18 protein-coding genes and 1 tRNA gene are annotated in these 21,566 nt (G+C 65.0%); 13 read left to right on the plus strand and 6 right to left on the minus strand.

Annotated features, from left to right (window positions below; all coding sequences use genetic code 11):
* Nucleotides 1-25 precede the first annotated feature (25 nt).
* The 8 genes from Q0O97_RS09990 (at nt 26) to Q0O97_RS10025 (ending at nt 11,133) form a co-directional block, all read left to right on the plus strand.
* Entirely contained in the window at nt 26-2,071 is a 2,046-nt protein-coding gene (locus Q0O97_RS09990) for an ATP-binding protein (protein ID WP_294928225.1), read from the plus strand.
* Nucleotides 2,072-2,197: 126 nt separating this feature from the next.
* Nucleotides 2,198-3,268, plus strand: coding sequence for a recombinase RecA (recA, locus tag Q0O97_RS09995; protein WP_294928228.1), 1,071 nt, complete (start codon nt 2,198-2,200; stop codon nt 3,266-3,268).
* Nucleotides 3,269-3,402: 134 nt separating this feature from the next.
* The gene (alaS, locus tag Q0O97_RS10000) at nt 3,403-6,057 is read left to right on the plus strand and encodes an alanine--tRNA ligase (RefSeq protein ID WP_294928231.1); all 2,655 of its coding nucleotides are present in this window, start codon (nt 3,403-3,405) and stop codon (nt 6,055-6,057) included.
* Nucleotides 6,058-6,280: 223 nt separating this feature from the next.
* Nucleotides 6,281-7,573: an adenylosuccinate synthase gene (locus Q0O97_RS10005; RefSeq protein WP_294928234.1), complete on the plus strand. Its 1,293-nt coding sequence runs from the start codon at nt 6,281-6,283 to the stop codon at nt 7,571-7,573.
* Nucleotides 7,573-7,785, plus strand: coding sequence for a DUF2842 domain-containing protein (locus tag Q0O97_RS10010; protein WP_294928237.1), 213 nt, complete (start codon nt 7,573-7,575; stop codon nt 7,783-7,785). Before Q0O97_RS10005 ends, Q0O97_RS10010 begins: the two co-directional genes overlap by 1 nt.
* Complete coding sequence (locus tag Q0O97_RS10015) at nt 7,782-8,450, plus strand: thiamine diphosphokinase (RefSeq protein WP_294928240.1); 669 nt, start codon at nt 7,782-7,784, stop codon at nt 8,448-8,450. Before Q0O97_RS10010 ends, Q0O97_RS10015 begins: the two co-directional genes overlap by 4 nt.
* Nucleotides 8,451-8,549: 99 nt before the next feature.
* Nucleotides 8,550-9,896, plus strand: coding sequence for an FAD-binding oxidoreductase (locus tag Q0O97_RS10020; protein WP_294928243.1), 1,347 nt, complete (start codon nt 8,550-8,552; stop codon nt 9,894-9,896).
* A gap of 70 nt (nt 9,897-9,966) precedes the next feature.
* Nucleotides 9,967-11,133: a M20 aminoacylase family protein gene (locus Q0O97_RS10025; protein ID WP_294928246.1), complete on the plus strand. Its 1,167-nt coding sequence runs from the start codon at nt 9,967-9,969 to the stop codon at nt 11,131-11,133.
* Nucleotides 11,134-11,233: 100 nt separating this feature from the next.
* Here the strand turns inward: Q0O97_RS10025 and lpdA are convergent, their stop codons facing one another.
* Genes lpdA through queA form a run of 4 tightly spaced genes read right to left on the minus strand, consistent with a single transcriptional unit; the run spans nt 11,234 to nt 15,609 of the window.
* Complete coding sequence (lpdA, locus tag Q0O97_RS10030) at nt 11,234-12,625, minus strand: dihydrolipoyl dehydrogenase (protein ID WP_294928249.1); 1,392 nt, start codon at nt 12,623-12,625, stop codon at nt 11,234-11,236.
* Nucleotides 12,626-12,670: 45 nt separating this feature from the next.
* A complete protein-coding gene (locus tag Q0O97_RS10035) occupies nt 12,671-13,240 on the minus strand; it encodes a DUF924 family protein (RefSeq protein WP_294928252.1) in 570 nt (189 codons plus the stop codon).
* 53 nt (nt 13,241-13,293) lie between these two features.
* Nucleotides 13,294-14,550, minus strand: coding sequence for an MFS transporter (locus Q0O97_RS10040; RefSeq protein ID WP_294928255.1), 1,257 nt, complete (start codon nt 14,548-14,550; stop codon nt 13,294-13,296).
* Nucleotides 14,551-14,559: 9 nt separating this feature from the next.
* Entirely contained in the window at nt 14,560-15,609 is a 1,050-nt protein-coding gene (gene queA / locus Q0O97_RS10045; protein WP_294928259.1) for a tRNA preQ1(34) S-adenosylmethionine ribosyltransferase-isomerase QueA, read from the minus strand.
* Between the two features lie 119 nt (nt 15,610-15,728).
* On the opposite strand from queA, the gene Q0O97_RS10050 reads away from it, so the two are divergent.
* Together Q0O97_RS10050 and bfr are read left to right on the plus strand one after the other, a co-directional pair.
* Nucleotides 15,729-16,019, plus strand: a complete 291-nt coding sequence (locus tag Q0O97_RS10050) for a (2Fe-2S)-binding protein (protein WP_294928262.1) — start codon at nt 15,729-15,731, stop codon at nt 16,017-16,019.
* The gene (gene bfr / locus Q0O97_RS10055) at nt 15,967-16,452 is read left to right on the plus strand and encodes a bacterioferritin (protein ID WP_294928265.1); all 486 of its coding nucleotides are present in this window, start codon (nt 15,967-15,969) and stop codon (nt 16,450-16,452) included. Before Q0O97_RS10050 ends, bfr begins: the two co-directional genes overlap by 53 nt.
* Before the next feature lie 203 nt (nt 16,453-16,655).
* Here the strand turns inward: bfr and Q0O97_RS10060 are convergent, their stop codons facing one another.
* Nucleotides 16,656-17,339: an HAD hydrolase-like protein gene (locus Q0O97_RS10060; RefSeq protein ID WP_294928268.1), complete on the minus strand. Its 684-nt coding sequence runs from the start codon at nt 17,337-17,339 to the stop codon at nt 16,656-16,658.
* Between the two features lie 112 nt (nt 17,340-17,451).
* Between Q0O97_RS10060 and glmU the strand changes: the two genes are divergently transcribed.
* The 3 genes from glmU (at nt 17,452) to Q0O97_RS10075 (ending at nt 21,376) form a co-directional block, all read left to right on the plus strand.
* On the plus strand, nt 17,452-18,795 hold the full coding sequence (glmU, locus tag Q0O97_RS10065; protein WP_294928271.1) for a bifunctional UDP-N-acetylglucosamine diphosphorylase/glucosamine-1-phosphate N-acetyltransferase GlmU: 1,344 nt from the start codon (nt 17,452-17,454) through the stop codon (nt 18,793-18,795).
* Complete coding sequence (glmS, locus tag Q0O97_RS10070; protein WP_294928274.1) at nt 18,796-20,616, plus strand: glutamine--fructose-6-phosphate transaminase (isomerizing); 1,821 nt, start codon at nt 18,796-18,798, stop codon at nt 20,614-20,616. It abuts the gene before it with no gap.
* A gap of 76 nt (nt 20,617-20,692) precedes the next feature.
* The gene (locus Q0O97_RS10075) at nt 20,693-21,376 is read left to right on the plus strand and encodes a gamma-glutamylcyclotransferase (protein WP_294928277.1); all 684 of its coding nucleotides are present in this window, start codon (nt 20,693-20,695) and stop codon (nt 21,374-21,376) included.
* A gap of 53 nt (nt 21,377-21,429) precedes the next feature.
* Here the strand turns inward: Q0O97_RS10075 and Q0O97_RS10080 are convergent.
* A tRNA-Gly gene (locus Q0O97_RS10080) sits at nt 21,430-21,504 on the minus strand.
* Between the last annotated feature and the right edge of the window lie 62 nt (nt 21,505-21,566).

The following is a 21,566-nucleotide window of genomic DNA, read 5'->3' on the forward strand; positions in this document are numbered from 1 at the left end:
GCAGATGGTCAGGGCGATCAGGAATATGCCGGATTCGGCCCTGCGGCTCATTCCGTTCCTGGTGCTGCCGATCGTGCTGGGCGCGCTGTATCTGGCGCTGGCGCCCGACAGCCCGCGTGGCCGGGCGCTGCTGGTGCTGGCAACAGTCGCGGTCGCGCTTTACCTCGTGGCCGGAATGGCGGCGGCCGAGGCGGTGCGGCGGGGGCTGCGGCAAAGGCGGGACCTGAAAAGGATCGGGGCGCAGATGGCGGCGCTTGACGTTGCAGCCTTCGCCGTTTCGGCAGAGGGGACGATTCTCGCCCAGAACGATCACGTCCCCCTTGATGCGGGCGAGCTGGTCGGGCGCCGGATCCAGGATGTGCTGGCGCGCAGCCATGCCGATGCCGATGGCCGATGGCGGAGCCTGTGCAGCCAGCTTGCGCGTGGGACCAATCCGGTCGCCGAGATTGAGCGGGTCGGCACGTTCCAACTGTCCCGGCGCCCCGGCGCGACCGTCCAGCTTTGGCAGGCCCCGGTTCAGGATACCGAACCGGAAATATCTGCGCCCATACCCGAATCGCAAAACCTGCAATGCGAGGCGCTGCCCGTCGCCGTCCTGATCCTGGATGGGGCGTCGCGTATCGTCACCGCCAATGCCGCCGCGGTCGAGATGCTGGGCCAGCCGGTCGAGGGCAAGCCCCTGGCCAGCCTTTTCGAGGGGCCGGGCAGGTCGCTGAGCGACTGGATCGACGATATCTCGGCCGGGCGCCTCGCCTCGGGGTCCGAGGTCCTGCGGACCAGGGGATCGGCGACCGAGAATTTCGTTCAGGTCGTGGTGCGGAAAAACGGACCCGACAGCGTCATCGCCGTCCTTTCCGACGCGAATGCGCTGAAGCGGCTCGAGGCGCAATTCGTCCAAAGCCAGAAGATGCAGGCGATCGGGCAGTTGGCAGGCGGCGTTGCGCATGATTTCAACAACCTGCTGACCGCGATCAGCGGGCATTGCGACCTGCTGATGCTGCGCCACGACAAGGGCGATCCCGATTATGCGGATCTGGTGCAGATCAGCCAGAACACCAATCGCGCCGCCGCGCTTGTCAGCCAGTTGCTGGCCTATTCCCGCAAGCAGACGCTGAAATTGCAGATGCTGGACCTGCGCGAAACCCTTGCCGATCTGACGCATCTGCTCAACCGGCTGGTGGGTGAGCGGATCGTGCTGACCTTTCACCACGACCCGAACCTGCACATGATCCGGGCGGACCGGCGCCAGCTTGAGCAGGTCATCATCAACCTGGTCGTCAATGCCCGCGACGCGATGCCGGACGGTGGCGATATCGCGATCTCGACGCGCAACATGCGGATCGCGAATGCGGAAGCGGCGCGAAAGCCGCGGATGCCGGTCGGCGACTATGTCTGCGTCGAGGTGCAGGACGAGGGCTGTGGCATCCCGCCCGAGGTCGTCGCCAAGATCTTCGAGCCGTTCTTTTCGACCAAGCGCACGGGCGAGGGGACGGGCCTTGGCCTTTCGACCGCCTATGGCATCGTCAAGCAGACCGGTGGGTATATCTTTTGCGACAGCGTGATCGACGAGGGCAGCCGCTTCAGCCTGTATTTTCCCGCCCATGTCGGGCAGGTCGCGGATGCGGAGGAAACGGCCGCGCCCGCGCCGATGCGCCACTCCGTCATCGCCGAGCAAGAGCAGGCACCGACGATCCTGCTGGTCGAGGACGAGGCTCCCGTCCGCGCATTTGCCAGCCGGGCCTTGCAGCTTCAGGGTTGTCACGTCATCGAAACCGCCAATGCCGAGGATGCGCTGGAACTGCTTTCCGACCAGCGATTGAAGGTCGATGTCTTCGTCACCGATGTCGTGATGCCGGGTCTGGACGGGCCTAGCTGGGTGCGCGCCGCGTTGCGCGACCGGCCCGCCACGGGGGTCATCTTCATGTCGGGCTATGCCGAGGATCTGTTTGCCGATGGCACCACGCCGATCGAAGGCGCCGAGTTCCTGGCCAAGCCCTTTTCGCTTAGCGAGTTGACGGCGATGGTGGGCAGGCAGCTTGAACGAAGGAAGCCGGGATCGGGCGGACGGTAACGGAAAGGAAATCCCATGCATTCAGCAGCAATCCAATGGACAGCCGCGCAATGGAACATTATAAGAACATTCAACGCTAACTCTGATTGCCCCCTCGGCGGGGGTATGAAATAAGGTGCAAGACAGATGGCAGGGGCGACGCTTTTCGACATGACCGACAAGAGAACAGCAGACAAGCAAAAGGCGCTGGACAGCGCACTCGCACAGATCGAGCGCCAATTCGGCAAAGGCTCGATCATGAAACTGGGCGCCGACAATCCGGTGGCCGAGATCGAGGCGACCTCGACCGGGTCGCTGGGGCTGGATATCGCGCTGGGGATCGGCGGCCTGCCCAAGGGGCGGATCATCGAGATCTATGGTCCCGAAAGCTCGGGCAAGACGACGCTGACCCTGCATGTAATTGCGGAAGAACAGAAAAAAGGCGGGGTTTGCGCCTTTGTGGACGCCGAACATGCGCTGGATCCCCAATATGCCCGCAAGCTGGGCGTCAATCTTGACGAATTGCTGATCAGCCAGCCCGACACCGGCGAGCAGGCGCTTGAGATCGTGGACACGCTGGTGCGGTCGGGCGCGGTCAGCATCGTCGTCGTCGATTCGGTCGCCGCGCTGACGCCCAAGTCCGAGATCGAGGGCGACATGGGTGATGCCCAGGTCGGCGCGCAGGCCCGGCTGATGAGCCAGGCGATGCGCAAGCTGACCGCCAGCATCGGGCGCAGCAATTGCATGGTGATCTTCATCAACCAGATCCGCATGAAGATCGGGGTCATGTTCGGCAGCCCGGAAACCACTTCCGGCGGCAACGCGCTGAAATTCTATGCCTCGGTGCGGCTGGACATCCGCCGCACCGGAGCGATCAAGGACCGTGACGAGGTCGTCGGCAACGCGACCCGCGTGAAGGTCGTCAAGAACAAGGTCGCCCCCCCGTTCCGCCAGGTCGAATTCGACATCATGTATGGCGAGGGCATCTCGAAAATGGGCGAATTGATCGATCTGGGCGTCAAGGCCGGCGTGGTGGAGAAATCCGGCTCGTGGTATTCTCATGGCGACGAGCGCATCGGCCAGGGGCGTGAGAATGCCAAGCAATTCCTGCGCGACCATCCCGACGTCGCCTATGCGATCGAGGACAAGATCCGTGCCAGCCACGGTCTCGATTTCGGGGCATCCGAAGGGGGCGGCGACGAGTTGCTGGACGAATAGCGCATGAGGCATGGCACGACCGCGCGGCGGCGAAACCGCGCGGTTGCGGCTTTACGAAGGCGGGCGGGGCGGATAAGGAGTTTCCCTGCAAATCATAATCATGCCGTTGATGGCCATGAGCGGGGTCGCCAGACATGCCTAGCTTGAACGAAATTCGTTCCACTTTCCTGGATTTCTTCCAGCGCAACGATCACCGCGTTGTCGAATCCAGCCCCCTGGTCCCGCGCAACGATCCGACCCTGATGTTCACGAATTCGGGCATGGTTCAGTTCAAGAACCTGTTCACCGGGGTCGAACACCGCGATTATACCCGCGCGACGACCGCGCAGAAATGCGTTCGGGCAGGCGGCAAGCACAATGACCTGGACAATGTCGGCTATACCGCGCGCCACCATACCTTCTTTGAAATGCTGGGGAATTTCAGTTTCGGCGATTATTTCAAGTCCGAGGCCATCCCCTATGCGTGGGAGCTTCTGACCAAGGACTTCGGCATTCCCAGGGACAAGCTGCTGGTCACGGTCTATCACACCGACGACGAAGCCGCCGATATCTGGAAGAAGGTCGCGGGACTTGGCGACGACCGCATCATCCGCATCGCGACCAGCGACAATTTCTGGCAGATGGGTCCGACCGGGCCATGCGGTCCCTGCACCGAGATCTTCTATGATCACGGCGATCATATCTGGGGCGGCCCTCCGGGTTCGGCGGATGAGGACGGCGACCGTTTCATCGAGATCTGGAACCTCGTCTTCATGCAGTTCGAACAGTTCGAGGACGGCACGCGCCGCGATCTGGCGGCGCAATCCATCGATACCGGCATGGGGCTGGAACGTATCGGCGCCCTGTTGCAGGGCAAGCACGACAACTATGACACCGACCTGATGCGCAGCCTCATCGAGGCCAGCGCCCATGCGACCAGTTCCGATCCCGACGGGCCGGGCCGCATCCACCACCGCGTGATTGCCGATCATCTGCGCTCGACCTCGTTCCTGATCGCGGACGGTGTGATGCCCTCGAACGAAGGCCGGGGCTATGTCCTGCGGCGGATCATGCGCCGTGCCATGCGCCATGCGCATATGCTGGGGGCCAAGGACCCGGTGATGTTCCGGCTGGTGTCCGCCCTGGTGCGCGAAATGGGCGCCGCCTATCCCGAACTGGGCCGCGCACAGCCGATGATCGAAGAGACGCTGAAGCATGAGGAAACCCGCTTCCGCCAGACGCTCGACCGTGGCCTGCGCCTGCTGGACGATGAGCTGGAAAAGCTGCCCGAGGGCGCCAACCTGCCGGGCGAGGCCGCTTTCAAGCTTTACGATACCTATGGTTTCCCGCTGGACCTGACGCAGGATGCGCTGCGGGAAAAGGGCCGCGGGGTCGATATCGCGGGCTTCGACAGCGCGATGGCCGAGCAGAAGGCAAAGGCGCGCGCCGCCTGGGCCGGCTCGGGTGAGACGAAGGATGCTGCGATCTGGTTCGATCTGGCCGACCGGCACGGCGCGACCGAATTTCTTGGCTATGACACCGAAGAGGCGGAAGGCCAGATCCTGGCCCTGGTCAAGGACGGTGCGGCGGACGATACTGCAAGGCAGGGCGATTGCGTCCAGATCATCGTCAACCAATCGCCGTTCTATGCGGAATCGGGCGGCCAGGTTGGCGATACCGGCCTGATCAAGACCGAAACCGGCGCTGCGCGCGTCACCGATACCAGAAAGGTCGCGGGGCTGTTTTTGCATGTCGCCGAGGTGACGCTGGGCGAAATTTCCTGCGGGCAGGGCGCCGTCCTGTCGGTTGATCACGACCGGCGCGGCGCGATTCGGGCGAATCATTCGGCCACGCATCTGCTGCACGAGGCCTTGCGTGGCATTCTGGGCGAACATGTCGCGCAGCGCGGCAGCCTGAACGCGCCGCACCGGCTGCGGTTCGATTTCAGCCATGCCAAGGCCCTGACCGCGGATGAAATCGCGCAGGTCGAGCGGACGGTGAATGACTTCATCCGCCAGAACTCGGCTGTGGAAACGCGGATCATGACGCCGGACGATGCGCGGGATATTGGTGCGCAGGCCCTGTTTGGCGAGAAATACGGGGATGAGGTGCGCGTCGTCTCGATGGGCGAACTGCCCGGTTCGGGCAAGGGGACGAATGGTCGGACCTATTCGATCGAGCTTTGCGGCGGCACCCATGTCGCACGCACCGGCGATATCGGGATGTTCGCGCTGACCGCCGAAACTGCCTCGGCCGCCGGGATCCGCCGGATCGAGGCGCTGACCGGCCAGGCCGCGATGGAGGAGTTGCGCCGCGTCGATACCGAGTTGCAAGAGATCGCGGGCCTGTTGAAGGCGCAGGCGGGCGATGTCGTCAACAAGGTGCGCGCGCTGGTCGATGAACGCAAGGCGCTGGGCAATGAGATCGCGCAGCTCAAACGCCAGATGGCGATGGGTAGCGGCGATGAAAAGTCCATTGAGATCAATGGAATCAGCCTGATTGTCCGCCAGGTCGAGGGCGTCGGCGGCAAAGAGATCGGTCCGCTTGTCGATGAAATCAAGACCCGGCTTGGCAGCGGTGCCGTGCTGGTTTTGGCCGATGCCGATGGCAAGGCGACCGTTGGGGCAGGGGTGACGCCGGATCTGACCGACAGGCTTTCGGCGGTCCAACTGGTCCAGGCGGCGACCGTTGCGCTTGGTGGCAAGGGCGGTGGCGGCCGGCCGGATCGCGCGCAGGGTGGGGCGCCCGGCTTGGGCGCCGCCGATGCTGCTGTCGCGGCTGTCGAGAAACTGATCGGGGATCTGGGCTGAACCAGACCTCGATTTTCCCGCGAAAAATGGCGCTGCGTTAACCCGATGTTGTGATTCCCGAGCTATATCTTCCCTCAGCGGGCGGTGGAAACCGTGGGAAAGGATGGCCGATGATGCACTGACGGATGCGCAGGGTCGTGAAATGGCGGGCGATTGGGCTTTTACGCAAGGGGTTTGGCTATTATACCCGTGCGCGGCATCGGTGACCTGAAAGGGGTGGAATATGGCCAATGTGGTTGTTGTCGGCGCGCAATGGGGCGACGAAGGCAAGGGCAAGATCGTCGACTGGCTCTCGGAACGTGCCGATGTCATCGCGCGTTTTCAGGGCGGGCATAACGCCGGGCATACGCTGGTCATCGGCAATCAGGTCTATAAACTGTCCCTGTTGCCCTCGGGGATCGTGCGCAAGGGCAAGACGGCGGTCATCGGCAATGGCGTCGTCTTGGACCCCTGGGCGCTTTTTGCCGAGATCGACCGGCTGGCCGCGCAGGGCGTGACCATCGGTCCCGACAACCTGATGATTGCCGAAAACACGCCGCTGATCCTGCCGCTGCATCAGGACCTGGACAAGCTGCGGGAAGAGGCCGCAGGGGCCTCGAAGATCGGCACGACGGGACGCGGCATCGGTCCCGCCTACGAGGACAAGGTCGGCCGCCGCACCATCCGCGTCGCCGACCTGGCGGATGAGGAGACCCTGGACGCGAGGCTTGATCGCCTGCTGGCCCATCACGATCCGTTGCGGCAGGGCCTGGGGGCCGCGGCGGTCGACCGGACCGAATTGCGCGCCCGGCTGCTTGAGGTCGCGCCCAAGCTGCTGGCCTTTGCCCAGCCGGTCTGGAAGGTGATGAACGATGCCCGGAAATCGGGCAAGCGTATCCTGTTCGAGGGTGCGCAGGGCAGCTTGCTGGATATCGACTTCGGCACCTATCCTTATGTCACCAGTTCGACCACCATGTCGGGTATGGCGGCCACGGGAACGGGCGTCGGGCCGTCGGCCATCGGTTTCGTGCTGGGGATCGTGAAGGCCTATACGACGCGCGTCGGCTCGGGTCCCTTCCCGACCGAACTGGACGATGCCGATGGGCAGAGGCTGGGTGAGCGTGGCCGGGAATTCGGCACCGTCACGGGGCGCAAGCGCCGTTGCGGGTGGTTCGATGCCGTTCTGGTGCGCCAGACCTGCGCCATTTCGGGCGTGGACGGGATCGCCCTGACCAAGCTGGACGTTCTGGACGGGTTCGAGACGCTGAAAATCTGCGTCGGCTATGAAATCGACGGCAAGCGATACGATTACCTGCCCACCGCCGCCGCGTTGCAGGCTCGTGTCAGGCCGATCTACGAGGAAATGGAGGGCTGGACCGAATCGACACAAGGGGCGCGTAGTTGGGCCGAACTGCCCGCCGCCGCGATCAAATACGTTCGGCGCATCGAAGAATTGATTCAGTGCCCTGTCGCCCTGCTGTCCACCAGCCCCGAACGGGACGACACGATCCTGGTCACCGACCCGTTCGCCGACTGATGGAACTGAAGACGCGAAAACGCTGGGCAATCGTGATCCTGCTGGTCGGGTTGCCCGTCTACCTGGGTGTGGCGTGGTTTCTGTCGAACTGGATCTATGACACCTGGGGCCGTTTGCCCGTCCTGGTCGAGTTCGCGCTTTACGTCGCGCTGGGCATCATCTGGGTGCTGCCGTTCCGCCGCGTCTTTCGCGGTGTCGGCCGCGAGGAATGACGGGCCTTCCGGCATTTTCCGCGCCCGTCACGCTGGTCGGCGGTGGCGAAGTCGGTGCCGACGACCTGCGGCAGGCGCGCCTCCACGCGCCCCATGTCGTGGCCGCCGATAGCGGGGCCGAGCATGTGCTGGCTGCCGGATTTCTGCCCGAGGTGGTGATCGGCGATCTCGACAGCATTTCGGAAAAGGCGCGCCGGGCCATACCTTCGGACCGCCTGTTCCGTATCGTCGAACAGGATAGTTCCGATTTCGACAAATGCCTGCGCCTGATCGATGCACCCTTGCTGATCGCGGTGGGCTTTACCGGGGCGCGGCTTGACCATACCCTGGCGGCCTTTGCCACGATCAGCCGCAAAGCCAGCCCGCCCACGATCATTCTGGGGGCAGAGGATATCGCCTTTCGTGCCCCCGAAAACCTGGATCTGGATCTGCCGGCCGGCTTGCGCTTGTCGCTCTTCCCGATGGGTGAGGCCAGGGGCGTCAGCACCGGCCTGCATTGGCCGATCGACGGAATCACCTTTGCGCCGGCGGGATTCAACGGCATCTCGAACCGGGTCAGCGGTCCGGTCGGGCTTCGGATCGAGGGGCCGATGATCGTCATTCTGCCTCGCCAGGCACTGGACAGAATATTTACGCAGCTTTTGTTTCAATTACGCGACGCTTGATGGTTGCAAAGCCTTGCGCAGCGGGTAGCCTTTCAGTGTTCTCAAAAGGACTGTCATGAACACGAATTTGCCTGCCAGAATCTGCTGCGGGGCCATGCCATGACCCTGCCGGGCGCGCCGATTCGGGCCGATGATCCGGTCAGCTTCGCCGATCCGCTGCCTGGCGCCTGCGACGTCGTCATCATCGGCGGGGGGATCGCGGGCGTTGCGACCGCGCTTTTCCTGGCGCGGCAGGGTATGCAGGTGCTGATCTGCGAAAAGGGGCGGATCGCGGCCGAGCAGAGTTCCCGCAACTGGGGATGGGTGCGCCAGCAGGGCCGCGATCCGGCGGAATTGCCGATCATGATCGAATCGTTGCGTCATTGGCAGGCGTTTCAGGACAGGCTGGGGGATCAGGTCGGCCTGCGGCGCACCGGTGTCACCTATCTGGCCAAGGACGGTGCGTCACTGGCCCGTTACGAGGATTGGCTGCAACATGCCCGCGCGCATGGGTTGGACAGCCGCATGGTGTCGCAGGCGGAATTGCAGGCGATATTGCCCAATTCCGCCGAGTGGATCGGCGGGCTGGCGACCCCTTCGGATGCGCGGGCCGAGCCTTGGACCGCCGTTCCCGCCCTTGCCTCGCTGGCGCATGGGATGGGCGTGAAGATCGTCGAAAACTGCGCTGTGCGTGTGCTGGATATCCAGAACGGCGAGGTGTCCGGCGTGATGACCGAGGCGGGACCCGTCCGCGCGTCGCGTGTCCTGCTGGCCGGGGGCGCCTGGTCGGGGCTGTTCGCGCGGAATGCGGGGCTGCGGATTCCCCAGCTTGCCGTGCGGGGAACCGTTGCGGCGACCGTGCCCTTGCCCGCATTTCATGAAGGGGCGATTGTCGACAGCGGTTTCGCCCTGCGCAGGCGGCTGGACAAGGGCTATACCCTTGCGCCCGGCGTGGGGCATGATTTCTGGATCGGCCCGGATGCCTTTCGATATTTTCGCACCTATCTGCCGCAACTGCGCCGCGAACAGGCGCATACGCGGATCCGCCCTGTCGGGCCGCGGCACTATCCCGACGGCTGGCTGACCCGGCGCCGGTGGCGGGCGGGTGACGTGACGCCCTTTGAAAGGGTCCGCGTTCTGGATCCGCCGCCGAATCAGGCCCGGCTGAAGCGATTGCAGCAGGATTTCGAGACCGCCTTTCCCCAGATCGGCCATCCCCGCCTGCGTCGGGCCTGGGCCGGGATGATCGACGTCATGCCTGATGAGGTGCCGGTTCTGGACGAGACGCCGATCCGTGGCTTCTTTGTCGCGACCGGCCTTTCGGGACATGGTTTCGGTATCGGGCCGGGGGTGGGCCGGGTCATGGCCGATCTGATCCGGGGGCAACCGCCGGGGCATGATCTGGCGCGGTTCCGCTTTGGCCGTTTTACCGACGGCACGGCATTGGAACTTGGCCCAAGCCTTTGATTTTCTACCATGAGTGCAGGTTGCGCCCGCTGCCGAAACCGCGCAACCTGCCAGGGAAGGAGCCTGAAACATGCCTGTAAAGAACCGATTCGCCGAACTATTGCCCGAAATTTCCGGCTGGAGGCGCAATTTCCATCGCTACCCCGAATTGATGTATGACCTGCCGCGCACCTCGGCCCGCGTGGCTGCGCTGCTGCATGAATTCGGCGTGGATGAGGTTGTCCAGGGCGTGGGCCGCAGCGGTGTGGTCGGTGTCATCCGCGGGCGCAAGAATGGTTCGGGTCGGGTGATCGGACTGCGCGCGGATATGGATGCGCTGCCGATCCAGGAGGTTACCGGGGCCGAATATGCCTCGGAGGTGCCGGGGAAGATGCATGCCTGCGGCCATGACGGGCATACGTCGATGCTGCTGGGTGCGGCGAAATACCTGGCCGAGACGCGCAATTTCGACGGGACCGCCATCGTGATCTTTCAGCCCGCCGAGGAAGGCGGGGCGGGTGGCAAGGCCATGTTGGACGACGGGCTGGTTACGCGCTGGGGCATCCAGGAATTTTATGGACTGCACAATATGCCCGGTATCGAGGTCGGGCAATTCGCGATCCGCAAGGGGCCGGTGATGGCTGCGGCGGACCAGTTCGAGATTGTCCTGACCGGAAAGGGCGGTCACGCGGCGGCACCGCATACCACGGTGGACACCGCGCTGGTTGCGGCCCAGGTGGTCGTGGCCTTGCAATCGATCGCGGCGCGCAATGTCGATCCGCTGAAAAGCGGGGTGGTGTCGGTTTGCGTGATCGCGACCGATTCGCAGGCCTATAACGTCTTGCCTGAAAAGGTCGTTTTGCGCGGCACCGCGCGCAGCCTTGAAAACGATGTGCGCGACTTGTTGGAAGAGCGGATCACCCAGGTGGCCATCAATGTCGCGGCGGCTTTCGGTGCGCGGGCCGAGGTCGATTATCAGCGCGGTTATCCCGTTACCGTCAACCACGCCGAGGCGACCGATCATGCGGCAGATGTCGCGCGTGCGGTTGCGGGCGGGGTGGAAATGAACATGACGCCGATCATGGCCGGCGAGGATTTCAGCTATATGCTGAACGAACGGCCCGGAGCCTATATTTTCCTGGGCAATGGCGACAGCGCCGCGCTGCATCACCCCGCCTATGATTTCAACGACGAGGCGATTCCGGCAGGATCGAGCTGGCTGGCGGGCATGGCCGAGGCGCGCATGCCGATGGCGTGATGCGTCGTGGGCAGGCCGATGATGGCCTGCTCACCACCGGGCGGCGGCGTCGCATGGGTATTTTCATGATGAAGAAAGGGGGCGTTTTCGCCCCCCTTGGTCAGAAGTGGATCGCCCGACCATAGGCCGAGAGGGTGGCTTCGTGCATCATCTCGGACAGGGTGGGGTGGGGGAAGATGGTTTCCATCAACTCGACCTCGGTGGTTTCAAGCGTGCGGCCGATGACATAGCCCTGGATCAGTTCGGTCACCTCGGCCCCGACCATATGGGCGCCAAGAAGTTCGCCCGTCTTGGCGTCGAAGATGGTCTTGATCAGCCCTTCGGGTTCGCCGAGCGCGATGGCCTTGCCGTTACCGATGAAGGGGAAGCGCCCGATCTTGATGTCGTATCCTGCCGCCTTGGCCTTTTCCTCGGTCAGGCCGACAGATGCGACCTGTGGGTGGCAATAGGTGCAGCCTGCGACCGAGTTGGGCTTGATCGGGTGGGGTTTTCCGCCCGCGATCAGTTCTGCGACCATGACGCCTTCGTGGCTGGCCTTGTGGGCAAGCCAGGGCGCGCCCGCCACGTCGCCGATGGCATAGAGCCCTTCAACGCCGGTGCGGCAATATTCGTCGGTGACGACATGGGTGCGGTCAATCTTGACGCCCAGTTTTTCGAGGCCGAGGTTTTCCACGTTGCCGACGATGCCGACCGCCGAGATCACGGTGTCGAATTCATGCGTCTGGGTCTTGCCGCCGGTTTCGATATGGGCGGTGACCTTGTTTCCGGCGCGGTCGAGCTTCTTGACCGTTGCCTTTTCCATGATCTTCATGCCTTGCTTGACGAATTGCTTTTTCGCAAGCGCCGAGATCTCGGCATCCTCGACCGGCAGGACGCGGTCCATCACCTCGACCACCGTTGTATCGGCGCCGAGCGTGTTGAAGAAGCTGGCGAATTCGATGCCGATCGCGCCCGAGCCGATGACCAGCAGCTTTTTCGGCATATGCGGGGGTTTCAGCGCGTGTTTGTAGTTCCAGACCAGCTTGCCGTCGGGTTCCAGCCCCGGCAGTTCGCGGGCGCGGGCGCCGGTGGCCAGGACGACGGATTTGCCGGTGATTTCCTCGGTCCCCTTGTCGGTCTTGACGCTGATCTTGCCAGGGCCGGTCAGGGTCGCCTCGCCCATGATGGTGGTGACCTTGTTCTTTTTCAGCAGGTGGCCGACGCCGCCGGCGAGCTGTTTCGACACCCCGCGAGAGCGTTCGACCACCGCATTCAGGTCATAGCCGATCCTGTCGGCGGACAGCCCGAACTCCTTGGCGCGGTGCATCAGGTGGAACACCTCGGCGGAACGCAGCAGCGCCTTGGTCGGGATGCAGCCCCAGTTGAGGCAGATGCCGCCCAGATGCTCGCGCTCGATACAGGCGACTTTCAGCCCCAGTTGCGCCCCCCGGATGGCGCAGACGTAGCCGCCGGGGCCGGAGCCGATCACCACCATGTCGAATGTCTGAGCCATGCGCCATTTCCCTTTCAAAAAGATAGTTGAGCGTTAAACCATTTTTCAGCGCGCATCAAGCGAGACGGTTCCCTGCACCAGCGCCCCATAGCCGCCTGCATCCAGCAGGGCCTGTTCGGCGGGGGTGCTTTCGCGGCCAAGCGCCTGGTTGCGCCAGGGAAAGCGCCCGAATTCGGCGATGGTGTCGCGATGCAGCCTGGCGTGGCGCAGGTTCTCGCCCGGCATGTTGCGCGCAAACAGCGCGACGGCGCGGTCCTGGTCGGCGAGGTCCTCGGAATGCTCGAAGGGCATGTAGAAGAACTGGCGCTGCGGTTCCGGCGTGGCCATGTCGTAGCCCTGGGCGATGGCCCGATCCGCGATGCGCCGGGCCAGCGCGTCGGTGGCGAAGGACCGCGGATCGCCGCGGAACATGTTGCGCGGGAACTGGTCGGTCAGGATCAATGCGGCCAGCGCGCCCTCGGCCCCGTCCAGCCAGGGGCGGGTGGCGTTTTCGGCGTCCTGCCACAGCGCCATGAAGCGGTCGCGGACCTGCCGGTCCAGGGCGTCGGACTGGATATACCAGCCCGCCTCGCCGACCTCTTCCAGCCAGAAGCGGTTTATTTCTTGCGGGGTCATCGCGGCCTCCCATTTCTTCCCTGCGCTGATGCTGGCATTGCAGCGGCGCAGGTTCAAGGGGAAGGCGGGCCGGGGTCCGGGGGGTCGTCCGAGCTTGCGGAATCCAGTGCCGCCTCGACCGCGATGGTGGTGGCGGCGGGCGACAGGACGACGAAGCTTTGATCATGGGCGGGGATCGCGCGCTTGGTCATGCGCCAGCCCGCATAACAGGCCAGCGCGAAAAGCAGCAGCCCGATGAACAGCCAGAACCCGTCCGGCCCGGCCAGCGTCATCAGCCCGCCCGTGATTAGCGGCCCGGCCATCGAGCCAAGTCCGTTGATGAAAAGCAACCCCGCCGAGGCCGCCGCCATGTCCTTCTGGTCGAGATAGTCGTTCGTATAGGCCAGCAGCAGCGAATAGATCGGGTTGGCGACCCCGCCCACGCAGGCGGCGGCCAGCAAGAGGCCCCAGATGCCGGGTTGCAGCAGGATCGTCAGCCCCGCGCAGACCGCGCCCCATGCGGCAAGCACCAGCACCATCTTGCGCCGGTCGCCCCGGTCGGACAGCCATCCCAGCGGATATTGCAGCAGCAGCCCGCCGATATAGATCGCGGCGACGAAGGCCGAGATCTCGCGCACGGAAAGCCCCGCGACCCCGCCCCAGACCGAGGCCATGCCGAAGATCGCGGAAAACACGCCCCCGATCAGGAAGATGCCCACGCAGCCAAGCGGAGAGATGCGCAAGAGCCGCCCGAAGGTCATCCGCTGGATCGAGGCGAATTGCGGCGCGGGCTGCTGCGACAGCAGGATCGGCAGGAAGGCCATCGACACCAGCACCGAGGGGATGACGAACAGCATGTAGCCCGCCGGATCGGCGACGTTCAGCAGCATTTGCGCGCAGATGATGCCCAGCATCTGCATGATCATGTAAAGCGACAGCGCCTGGCCGCGGTTTTCGTTCGTCGAGCCTGCGTTCAGCCAGCTTTCGGCGGTGATGTAGACGCCGGAGAAGCAATAGCCGATGGTAAAGCGCAGCAACGCCCAGAACATCCAGTGCGGCACGGTCGCATAAAGGATCAGCACCGCCGAGATCACCGAGGCCAGGGCGGCAAAGACGCGGACGTGGCCGACCCGCTGGATCAGGTCCGGCACGGTGCGGCTGCCCAGCAGGAAGCCCGCGAAATAGGCGGCCATGACATAGGACATCTCGGCGGTCGGGATGCCCTCGATACTGCCGCGGATACCCAGCAGGGTGCCCTGCATGCCGTTGCCGACCATCAGCAACATGATGCCAAGCAGAAGCGGCCAGGTCGTGCGCAGGATCGTGAGCATGGCGGGGCCTTAAGGTATCAACAGCGACGCATCGCCATAGCTGAAGAAACGATAGCCCGAATCGACGGCGTGTCGATAGGCGTCGCGCACGCGGTCCTGGCCCAGAAGGGCGCTGACCAGCATCAGCAGGGTCGATTTGGGCAGGTGGAAATTGGTCATCAGCGCATCGGTCACCCGGAAACGATAACCGGGATATATGAAGATTTCGGTAACGCCGGAAAATTCCCGCACATGGCCGGTTTCGTCCGCCGCGGATTCGATCAGCCGCAGCGCGGTGGTGCCGACCGGGATCACGCGGCGGCCGGCGGCCCTGGCGGCATTGATGGTGGCGGCGGCCTGCGCCGTGACCTCGCCCCATTCGGCATGCATCTTGTGGGTGGTGACGTCCCGGACCTTGACCGGCAGGAAGGTGCCCGCGCCGACATGCAGTGTGACATGGACGAACTCGACCCCTCTTTGGTGCAGCGCGTCCAGCACCTGCTGGTCGAAATGCAGGCTGGCGGTCGGCGCGGCCACCGCGCCCGAGCGTTTCGCCCAGACGGTCTGGTAATCGGTGCGGTCCTGCGCGTCGGGCGCGCGCAACGCGGCGATATAGGGGGGCAGGGGCATCGCGCCGGTGCGGGCCAGTTCATCCTCGATCGAATCGCCCGAGGTTTCCAGCCGCAGTTCAAGTTCGCCCTCCAGGATCTGCGTGACCGTGGCCCAGAGCCGGTCCGAGAAGCGAATCGCCTCGCCGGGTTTCAGCTTGCGCAGGGGCTTGGCCAGCGCGCGCCAGCAGCCGTCGGGGCGGGGTTCCAGCAAGGTGACCTCGACCTTCGCCACGGCCTCGCCCTGCGGGGTCCGGCGGTGGCGCTGCCCGGCCAGGCGGGCGGGGATGACGCGTGTGTCGTTCAGCACCAGCAGATCGCCGGGCCGCAGGATCTGCGGCAGGTCGCGGACATGGCGGTCCGACAGCCGCCCGCCGTCGCTGACCAGCAGGCGCGCGGAACTGCGCGGCCGCGCGGGCCGCGTCGCGATCAGCCCTTCGGGCAGGTCAAAGTCGAAATCGTCCAGCTTCATGTCCGGGTTGTCGGTCGGCGCAGGCGAAGTTGCAAGATCACATATTTGGCAGAGTGAAACACTGGGTCTTTACGAATCCCGATCTTTTCACTAAGTCATCTGCAAGCAGGGGGAACGCCATGATCGTCTGTCATTGCACTCAGATCACCGATACCGAAATCCGGGCGGCCATCGACTGGATGCGTTCCGCCGACCCCGAGACGATCATCACGCCCGGCAAGATCTACCACGCCCTTGGCAAGCGCGCCGATTGCGGCGGTTGCATGCCTTTGTTTCTGGACACCATGCGCAGCAGCGATAATCTGGGGGTTCCCGCGAACCTGCGCGGATTGCGCACCAGAAACAAAGGAACCGTTCATGAAGGGCGACGCAAAGGTTATCGAATACCTGAACGCAGCGCTGCGGTCTGAACTGACCGCCGTCAGCCAGTATTGGCTGCATTACCGCCTTCAGGAAGATTGGGGTTACGGCCATGTCGCCGACAAGTCCCGCGCCGAATCCATCGAGGAAATGCATCACGCCGACCGGCTGATCCAGCGCATCATCTTTCTGGAAGGCCATCCGAATCTGCAAAAGCTGGACCCGCTGCGCATCGGGCAGAACCTCAAGGAAACGCTCGAGGCGGATCTGGCGGGCGAACATGATGCCCGCACCCTTTACATCGAGGCGCGCGATCACTGCGAAAAGGTGGGCGATTACGTCAGCAAGGCGCTGTTCGAGGATCTTATCGCCGATGAGGAAGGCCATATCGACTTCCTTGAAACCCAGCTTGAGCTGCATGACACCATCGGCGCGCAGCAATACGGCCTGCTGAACGCAAAACCCGCAAGCCAGGCCGAATAGCCTGCCGACCGCAAGGCGGCTGATCTTTGCGCAGTCCCCGCTTGCAGGGGCTGCGCCTTTTCATTTGCCCCGAACCGTCCCGGCTGGAAGGGGGAACCAGCCGGGACGCGGGGGCAGAGACGGGCGGAACGGGGGCATATCCCGCCCGACAGGTGCAGATTGGCAGCAAATCCTTTATAATTCGTTGACGCGGGCGTTTTTTTTTACGCCTGCTGCCCAAGCCAGTCCGCCGCCAGCGCGGGCAGCGCGTCGAAATGGTCCAGCATCGCGTCGGGGGCCAGCCGCGACAGGGCCTCGCCCTCGGGACCGAAGGACACCAGCGCGACCCGCACGCCCACGGCGGCGGCGGTCCTGCGGTCGGTTTCGGTATCGCCGACCAGGAAGGACTGCGCGACATGGCCGCCCGCGCCCTCGACCGCGGCGACATAGGGGCGGGGGTCGGGCTTGCGCACCGGCAGCGTATCGGCGCCCACCAGCGCGGCAAAGCAGTCGCGGATGCCAAGCTCGCGCAGCAGGGTCTGGGCCAGCGCCTCGGGCTTGTTGGTGCAGACGACCAGACGGTGGCCCGCCTGCGCCAGCCTGTCCAGCGCAGCCTCGACCCCCGGATAAAGCCGCGTGTGCCGCGCGATGTTGCTGCCGTAGTGGTCCAGCAGGCGAGGGAAATCCTCGTCCTCGGCGCCCGGCGGCAGGATCATGTCGGCGGGGATCCGCCCATAGCCCGCGCGCAGCATCGCCCGCCCGCCGTGAAAGGCCACCAGCGCATCGCCCACCGGGTCCAGCAGCGCGCCCATGCCGCGCGCCGCGAAACATGCGTTTGCCGCTGCGATCAGGTCCGCCGAAGTATCGGCCAGCGTTCCGTCGAGGTCGAACACCACCGTTCCCGCCATTGCTGTAACCTTTCGTCAAGAACTTTGATCCCGCGGCCCCTTGGCCCGGCGCGCCGCCATAGGTAGAACGGCCCGCAATATAAGTGAACAGGCCCTTTTTTTCGAGACAGCCATGCCGAAGAAACCCGTTGCGTTGATCGTCCTGGCTGCCGGGCAGGGCAGCCGCATGCAATCCGACCTGCCCAAGGTGCTGCACCGCCTTGCCGGCGCGCCGCTGATGGCCCATGCGCTGGCGGCGGGCCGCGCGCTGGAGCCTGAGCGGGTGATCGCCGTCACCGGCCACGGTGCCGGCCGCGTGGGCAAGGCGCTGGCGCGTCTGGACCCCGAGGCGCAGACCGTCCTGCAAGCCGAACAGCTTGGCACCGGCCATGCCGTCGCGCAGGCCCTGCCGCTGCTGGAGGGTTTTGCGGGCAGGGTGGTCGTGCTTTACGGCGACACGCCCTTCATCCGCCCCGAGACGCTGGCCGAACTGGCCGGCCATCCAGCCGATGTCGCCGTCCTGGGCTTCGAGGCCGCCGATCCGGGCCGCTACGGGCGTCTGGTGACCGGCCCGCAGGGGCTGGAGCGGATCGTGGAATACAAGGACGCCGATCCCGCCACCCGCGCCATCACGCTGTGCAATTCCGGCGTGGTCTCGGCGGATGCCGCGCTCTTGGCCGAACTGGTGAGGGGCCTGGGCAACGACAATGCGGCGGGCGAATACTATCTGACCGATATCGTCGCGCTGGCCCGGCAGGCGGGCCGCCGGGTCGATGTCGTCACCTGCGACGAATCCGAGACGCTTGGCATCAACACCCGCGCCGAACTGGCGGCGGCCGAGGCTGCCTTCCAGTCCCGCGCCCGCGCCGCCGCGCTGGAAAACGGCATCACCCTGTCGGACCCGGCGACCGTCTGGTTCGCGCTGGACACGGCCATCGGACGCGATGCCGTGATCGGGCAGAACGTCGTCTTCGGCCCCGGCGTCACGATCGAGAGCGGGGCCGAGATCCTGCCCTTCTGCCATCTGGAAGGCTGCCACGTCAGCGCGGGGGCGAGTGTCGGTCCCTTTGCCCGGCTGCGTCCCGGCGCCGAACTGGGCGGCGATGTCCATGTCGGCAATTTCGTCGAGATCAAGAACGCCGTCCTGCACGACGGGGTCAAGGTCGGCCACCTGACCTATCTGGGTGATGCCGAGGTGGGCGAGGCCACGAATATCGGCGCGGGCACCGTGACCTGCAATTACGATGGCGTCGGCAAGCACCGCACGGTCATCGGGGCCAATGCCTTCATCGGCTCGGACACGATGCTGGTTGCGCCGGTGCGCGTGGGGGACAGGGCGCTGACCGGATCCGGTTCGGTCATCACGCAGGACGTGCCGGACGATGCGCTGGCGGTGGGCCGGGCGGTTCAGGTCAACAAGCCGGGTCTCGCCACGCGGTTGATGGAGGCCCTGCGGGCAAGAAAGGGGAACGGCTAGATGTGCGGCATCATCGGAATTCTGGGCAATCACGAGGTCTCGCCGCAACTGGTCGAGGCGCTCAAGCGGCTGGAATATCGCGGCTATGACAGCGCGGGCGTGGCCAGTATCGACGCGCAGGGGCGGCTGGACCGCCGCCGCGCGGTGGGCAAGCTGGTGAACCTGTCCGACAAGCTGGTCCACCAGCCGCTGGCCGGTCACGCGGGCATCGGCCATACCCGCTGGGCCACCCACGGCGCGGCGACCGAAAACAACGCCCACCCCCATCTGCGCGGCCCCGTTGCGGTCGTCCACAACGGCATTATCGAGAACTTCCGCGAATTGCGGGGCGAGATGGTGGCAACGGGTCTCAATCCCGAATCCGACACCGATACCGAGGTCGTCGCCATGCTGGTCGCCCATTACATGGCGCAGGGCATGTCCCCGGCCGAATCCGTGCGCACCACCGTCGCCCGGCTGCATGGCGCCTTCGCCCTGGGCTTCCTGTTCGACGGCCAGCCCGATCTGCTGATCGCCGCCCGCAAGGGCAGCCCCCTTGCCGTCGGTCATGGCGAGGGCGAGATGTTCATCGGCTCGGACGCCATCGCGCTGGCGCCCTTCACCGACCGCATCACCTATCTCGAGGACGGCGACATCGCTGTGCTGACCCGCGCGGGTGCGCAGATCATCGACGCGGCGGGCCGTCCCGCCCTGCGCGAGGTGGCGACCATCGACGCAGGCTCTGCCGCCATCGACAAGGCCGGGCACCGCCATTTCATGGCCAAGGAAATCGCCGAGCAGCCCGTGGTCCTTGGCGATGCGCTGAACCACTACCTGCAAGACGACCGCATCATCCTGCCCGAGGGGCTGGATTTCAGCCAGGCCAGCCGCCTGACGCTGGTGGCCTGCGGCACCGCCTTTTATGCCGCCCATGTCGCCAAATACTGGTTCGAGCGCCTGGCGGGCCTGCCTTGCGATCTCGATATCGCCAGCGAGTTCCGCTATCGCGAGCCGCCGCTGGACCCGTCCGGCTGGGCGCTTTGCGTCAGCCAGTCGGGCGAGACCGCCGACACGCTGGCGGCGCTGCATCATCTGCGCGGCAAGGTTGCCAGGACGATCGGCGTGGTCAATGTCGGCACCTCGGCCATTGCGCGGGATGCCGATATCGCCCTGCCGACGCTGGCGGGGGTCGAGGTCGGGGTGGCCTCGTCCAAGGCGTTCACCTGCCAGCTTGCGGTGCTGGCCGTGCTGGCGATCAAGGCCGCCCACGACCGGGGGCGGATCGACGACGCGGGCCGCGCCCGGCTGATCGCGGAATTGCGCGCCATGCCGGGGCTGGTCAACCAGGCGCTTGGCCTTGCCGATGAATGCCAGCGTCTCGCCGCCTGGCTGGCCGAGGCGCAGGACGTCCTGTATCTGGGCCGCGGCCCGCTTTACCCCGTCGCGCTGGAGGGGGCGCTGAAGCTGAAGGAACTCAGCTATATCCACGCCGAGGGCTATGCCTCGGGCGAGTTGAAGCACGGCCCCATCGCCCTGATCGACCGCAACGTGCCCGTGGTCGTGCTGGCCCCGCGCGACGAATTGTTCGACAAGACCGTCTCGAACATGCAGGAGGTCATGGCGCGCCACGGCCAGGTCCTGCTGATCTCGGACGCCGAGGGGGTGCGCCAGGCGGGCGAAGGCTGTCACGGCACGCTTGCGCTGCCCGCGGCATCGGGCTCGATCTTCCTGCCCATCCTTTACGCGGTGCCGATGCAATACCTGGCCTATTATACTGCCGTCGCCAAAGGCACCGATGTCGATCAACCCCGCAATCTGGCGAAGTCGGTGACGGTCGAATAGCGGTCCGCGCTTATGGGGCTTCAGATTTTCGCCCCCGGGCGGTAATCTGCCCCGATCCTTCGCGAAAGAGGACCTGATGCCTTCCCGTTGCCAGATCGTGCTGTCCCATGACCATGTCGCGCGCATAAGCGCGGTCGAGGGGCCGCTGCATGATCCGCGTTGGCGGATGCTGGATGACGCCGACCTGGACGAACTGGCCGACAGGCTGACGCAAGGCCGCCCGCGTCCGCTGCGGATCTTCGCCTATGGCTCGCTCATCTGGAATCCCGGCTTTGCGGTTCAGGCGCGGTGCCGGGCGCGGGCGGTCGGGTGGCATCGCAGTTTCTCGATCTCGCTGGATCATTTCCGCGGCTCGCCCGACCGGCCCGGCCTGATGCTTGCCCTGGCCAGTGGCGGCAGTTGCGAGGGGCTGGTTCTGGAAATCGCCGACGGGACCGAGGCCGAGTCGATGCGCGCCATCCTGCGCCGCGAGTTGGTCGCGCATGAATTGACCGGCAATGCCCGCTGGATCGAGGCCGAGACCGACCGGGGCAGGGAAGAGGTGCTGACCTTCTACGCCGATCCCGTGGGCACCACGGTTGCCGATCTGACGGTCGAGGAACAGGCGCGTCGGCTGGCCCGCGCGGCGGGGGCCGCCGGATCGGGTGCAGAATATCTGCTGCGCACGGTGCTGGGGCTGGAGGAACACGGCATCCACGACGATTACATCTGGCGGCTTCAGCAACTGGTCGCGCAGGAAATCGAGGCGGCAGCCGGATAGGTTGCCTGCCGCACGGCTTCGCCGCATATCTTCCGAATATCGCTTGATTTTTTTGGAGCGGGCGATGAGATTCGAACTCACGACCCTAACCTTGGCAAGGTTATGCTCTACCCCTGAGCTACGCCCGCACTCCATCCCGATGGCCTCGCTGGCCATCGGTGAGGGGTGTTTATGAAACTGCGCCGGGGCG

The organism is uncultured Paracoccus sp. (assembly GCF_945915435.1).
In the GTDB taxonomy this organism is placed as follows: Bacteria; Pseudomonadota; Alphaproteobacteria; order Rhodobacterales; family Rhodobacteraceae; genus Paracoccus.

Coding starts and splice junctions, on each gene's coding strand:
- lpdA (WP_294928249.1), bottom strand. CDS start 12,625: ATGGCTCAGACATTCGACATGGTGGTGATCGGCTCCGGCCCCGGCGGC.
- recA (WP_294928228.1), top strand. CDS start 2,198: ATGGCAGGGGCGACGCTTTTCGACATGACCGACAAGAGAACAGCAGAC.
- Q0O97_RS10075 (WP_294928277.1), top strand. CDS start 20,693: ATGCCTTCCCGTTGCCAGATCGTGCTGTCCCATGACCATGTCGCGCGC.
- Q0O97_RS10005 (WP_294928234.1), top strand. CDS start 6,281: ATGGCCAATGTGGTTGTTGTCGGCGCGCAATGGGGCGACGAAGGCAAG.
- Q0O97_RS10050 (WP_294928262.1), top strand. CDS start 15,729: ATGATCGTCTGTCATTGCACTCAGATCACCGATACCGAAATCCGGGCG.
- Q0O97_RS10015 (WP_294928240.1), top strand. CDS start 7,782: ATGACGGGCCTTCCGGCATTTTCCGCGCCCGTCACGCTGGTCGGCGGT.
- glmU (WP_294928271.1), top strand. CDS start 17,452: ATGCCGAAGAAACCCGTTGCGTTGATCGTCCTGGCTGCCGGGCAGGGC.
- bfr (WP_294928265.1), top strand. CDS start 15,967: ATGAAGGGCGACGCAAAGGTTATCGAATACCTGAACGCAGCGCTGCGG.
- Q0O97_RS10020 (WP_294928243.1), top strand. CDS start 8,550: ATGACCCTGCCGGGCGCGCCGATTCGGGCCGATGATCCGGTCAGCTTC.
- Q0O97_RS10040 (WP_294928255.1), bottom strand. CDS start 14,550: ATGCTCACGATCCTGCGCACGACCTGGCCGCTTCTGCTTGGCATCATG.
- Q0O97_RS10010 (WP_294928237.1), top strand. CDS start 7,573: ATGGAACTGAAGACGCGAAAACGCTGGGCAATCGTGATCCTGCTGGTC.
- Q0O97_RS10025 (WP_294928246.1), top strand. CDS start 9,967: ATGCCTGTAAAGAACCGATTCGCCGAACTATTGCCCGAAATTTCCGGC.
- glmS (WP_294928274.1), top strand. CDS start 18,796: ATGTGCGGCATCATCGGAATTCTGGGCAATCACGAGGTCTCGCCGCAA.
- Q0O97_RS09990 (WP_294928225.1), top strand. CDS start 26: ATGCCGGATTCGGCCCTGCGGCTCATTCCGTTCCTGGTGCTGCCGATC.
- Q0O97_RS10035 (WP_294928252.1), bottom strand. CDS start 13,240: ATGACCCCGCAAGAAATAAACCGCTTCTGGCTGGAAGAGGTCGGCGAG.
- alaS (WP_294928231.1), top strand. CDS start 3,403: ATGCCTAGCTTGAACGAAATTCGTTCCACTTTCCTGGATTTCTTCCAG.
- Q0O97_RS10060 (WP_294928268.1), bottom strand. CDS start 17,339: ATGGCGGGAACGGTGGTGTTCGACCTCGACGGAACGCTGGCCGATACT.
- queA (WP_294928259.1), bottom strand. CDS start 15,609: ATGAAGCTGGACGATTTCGACTTTGACCTGCCCGAAGGGCTGATCGCG.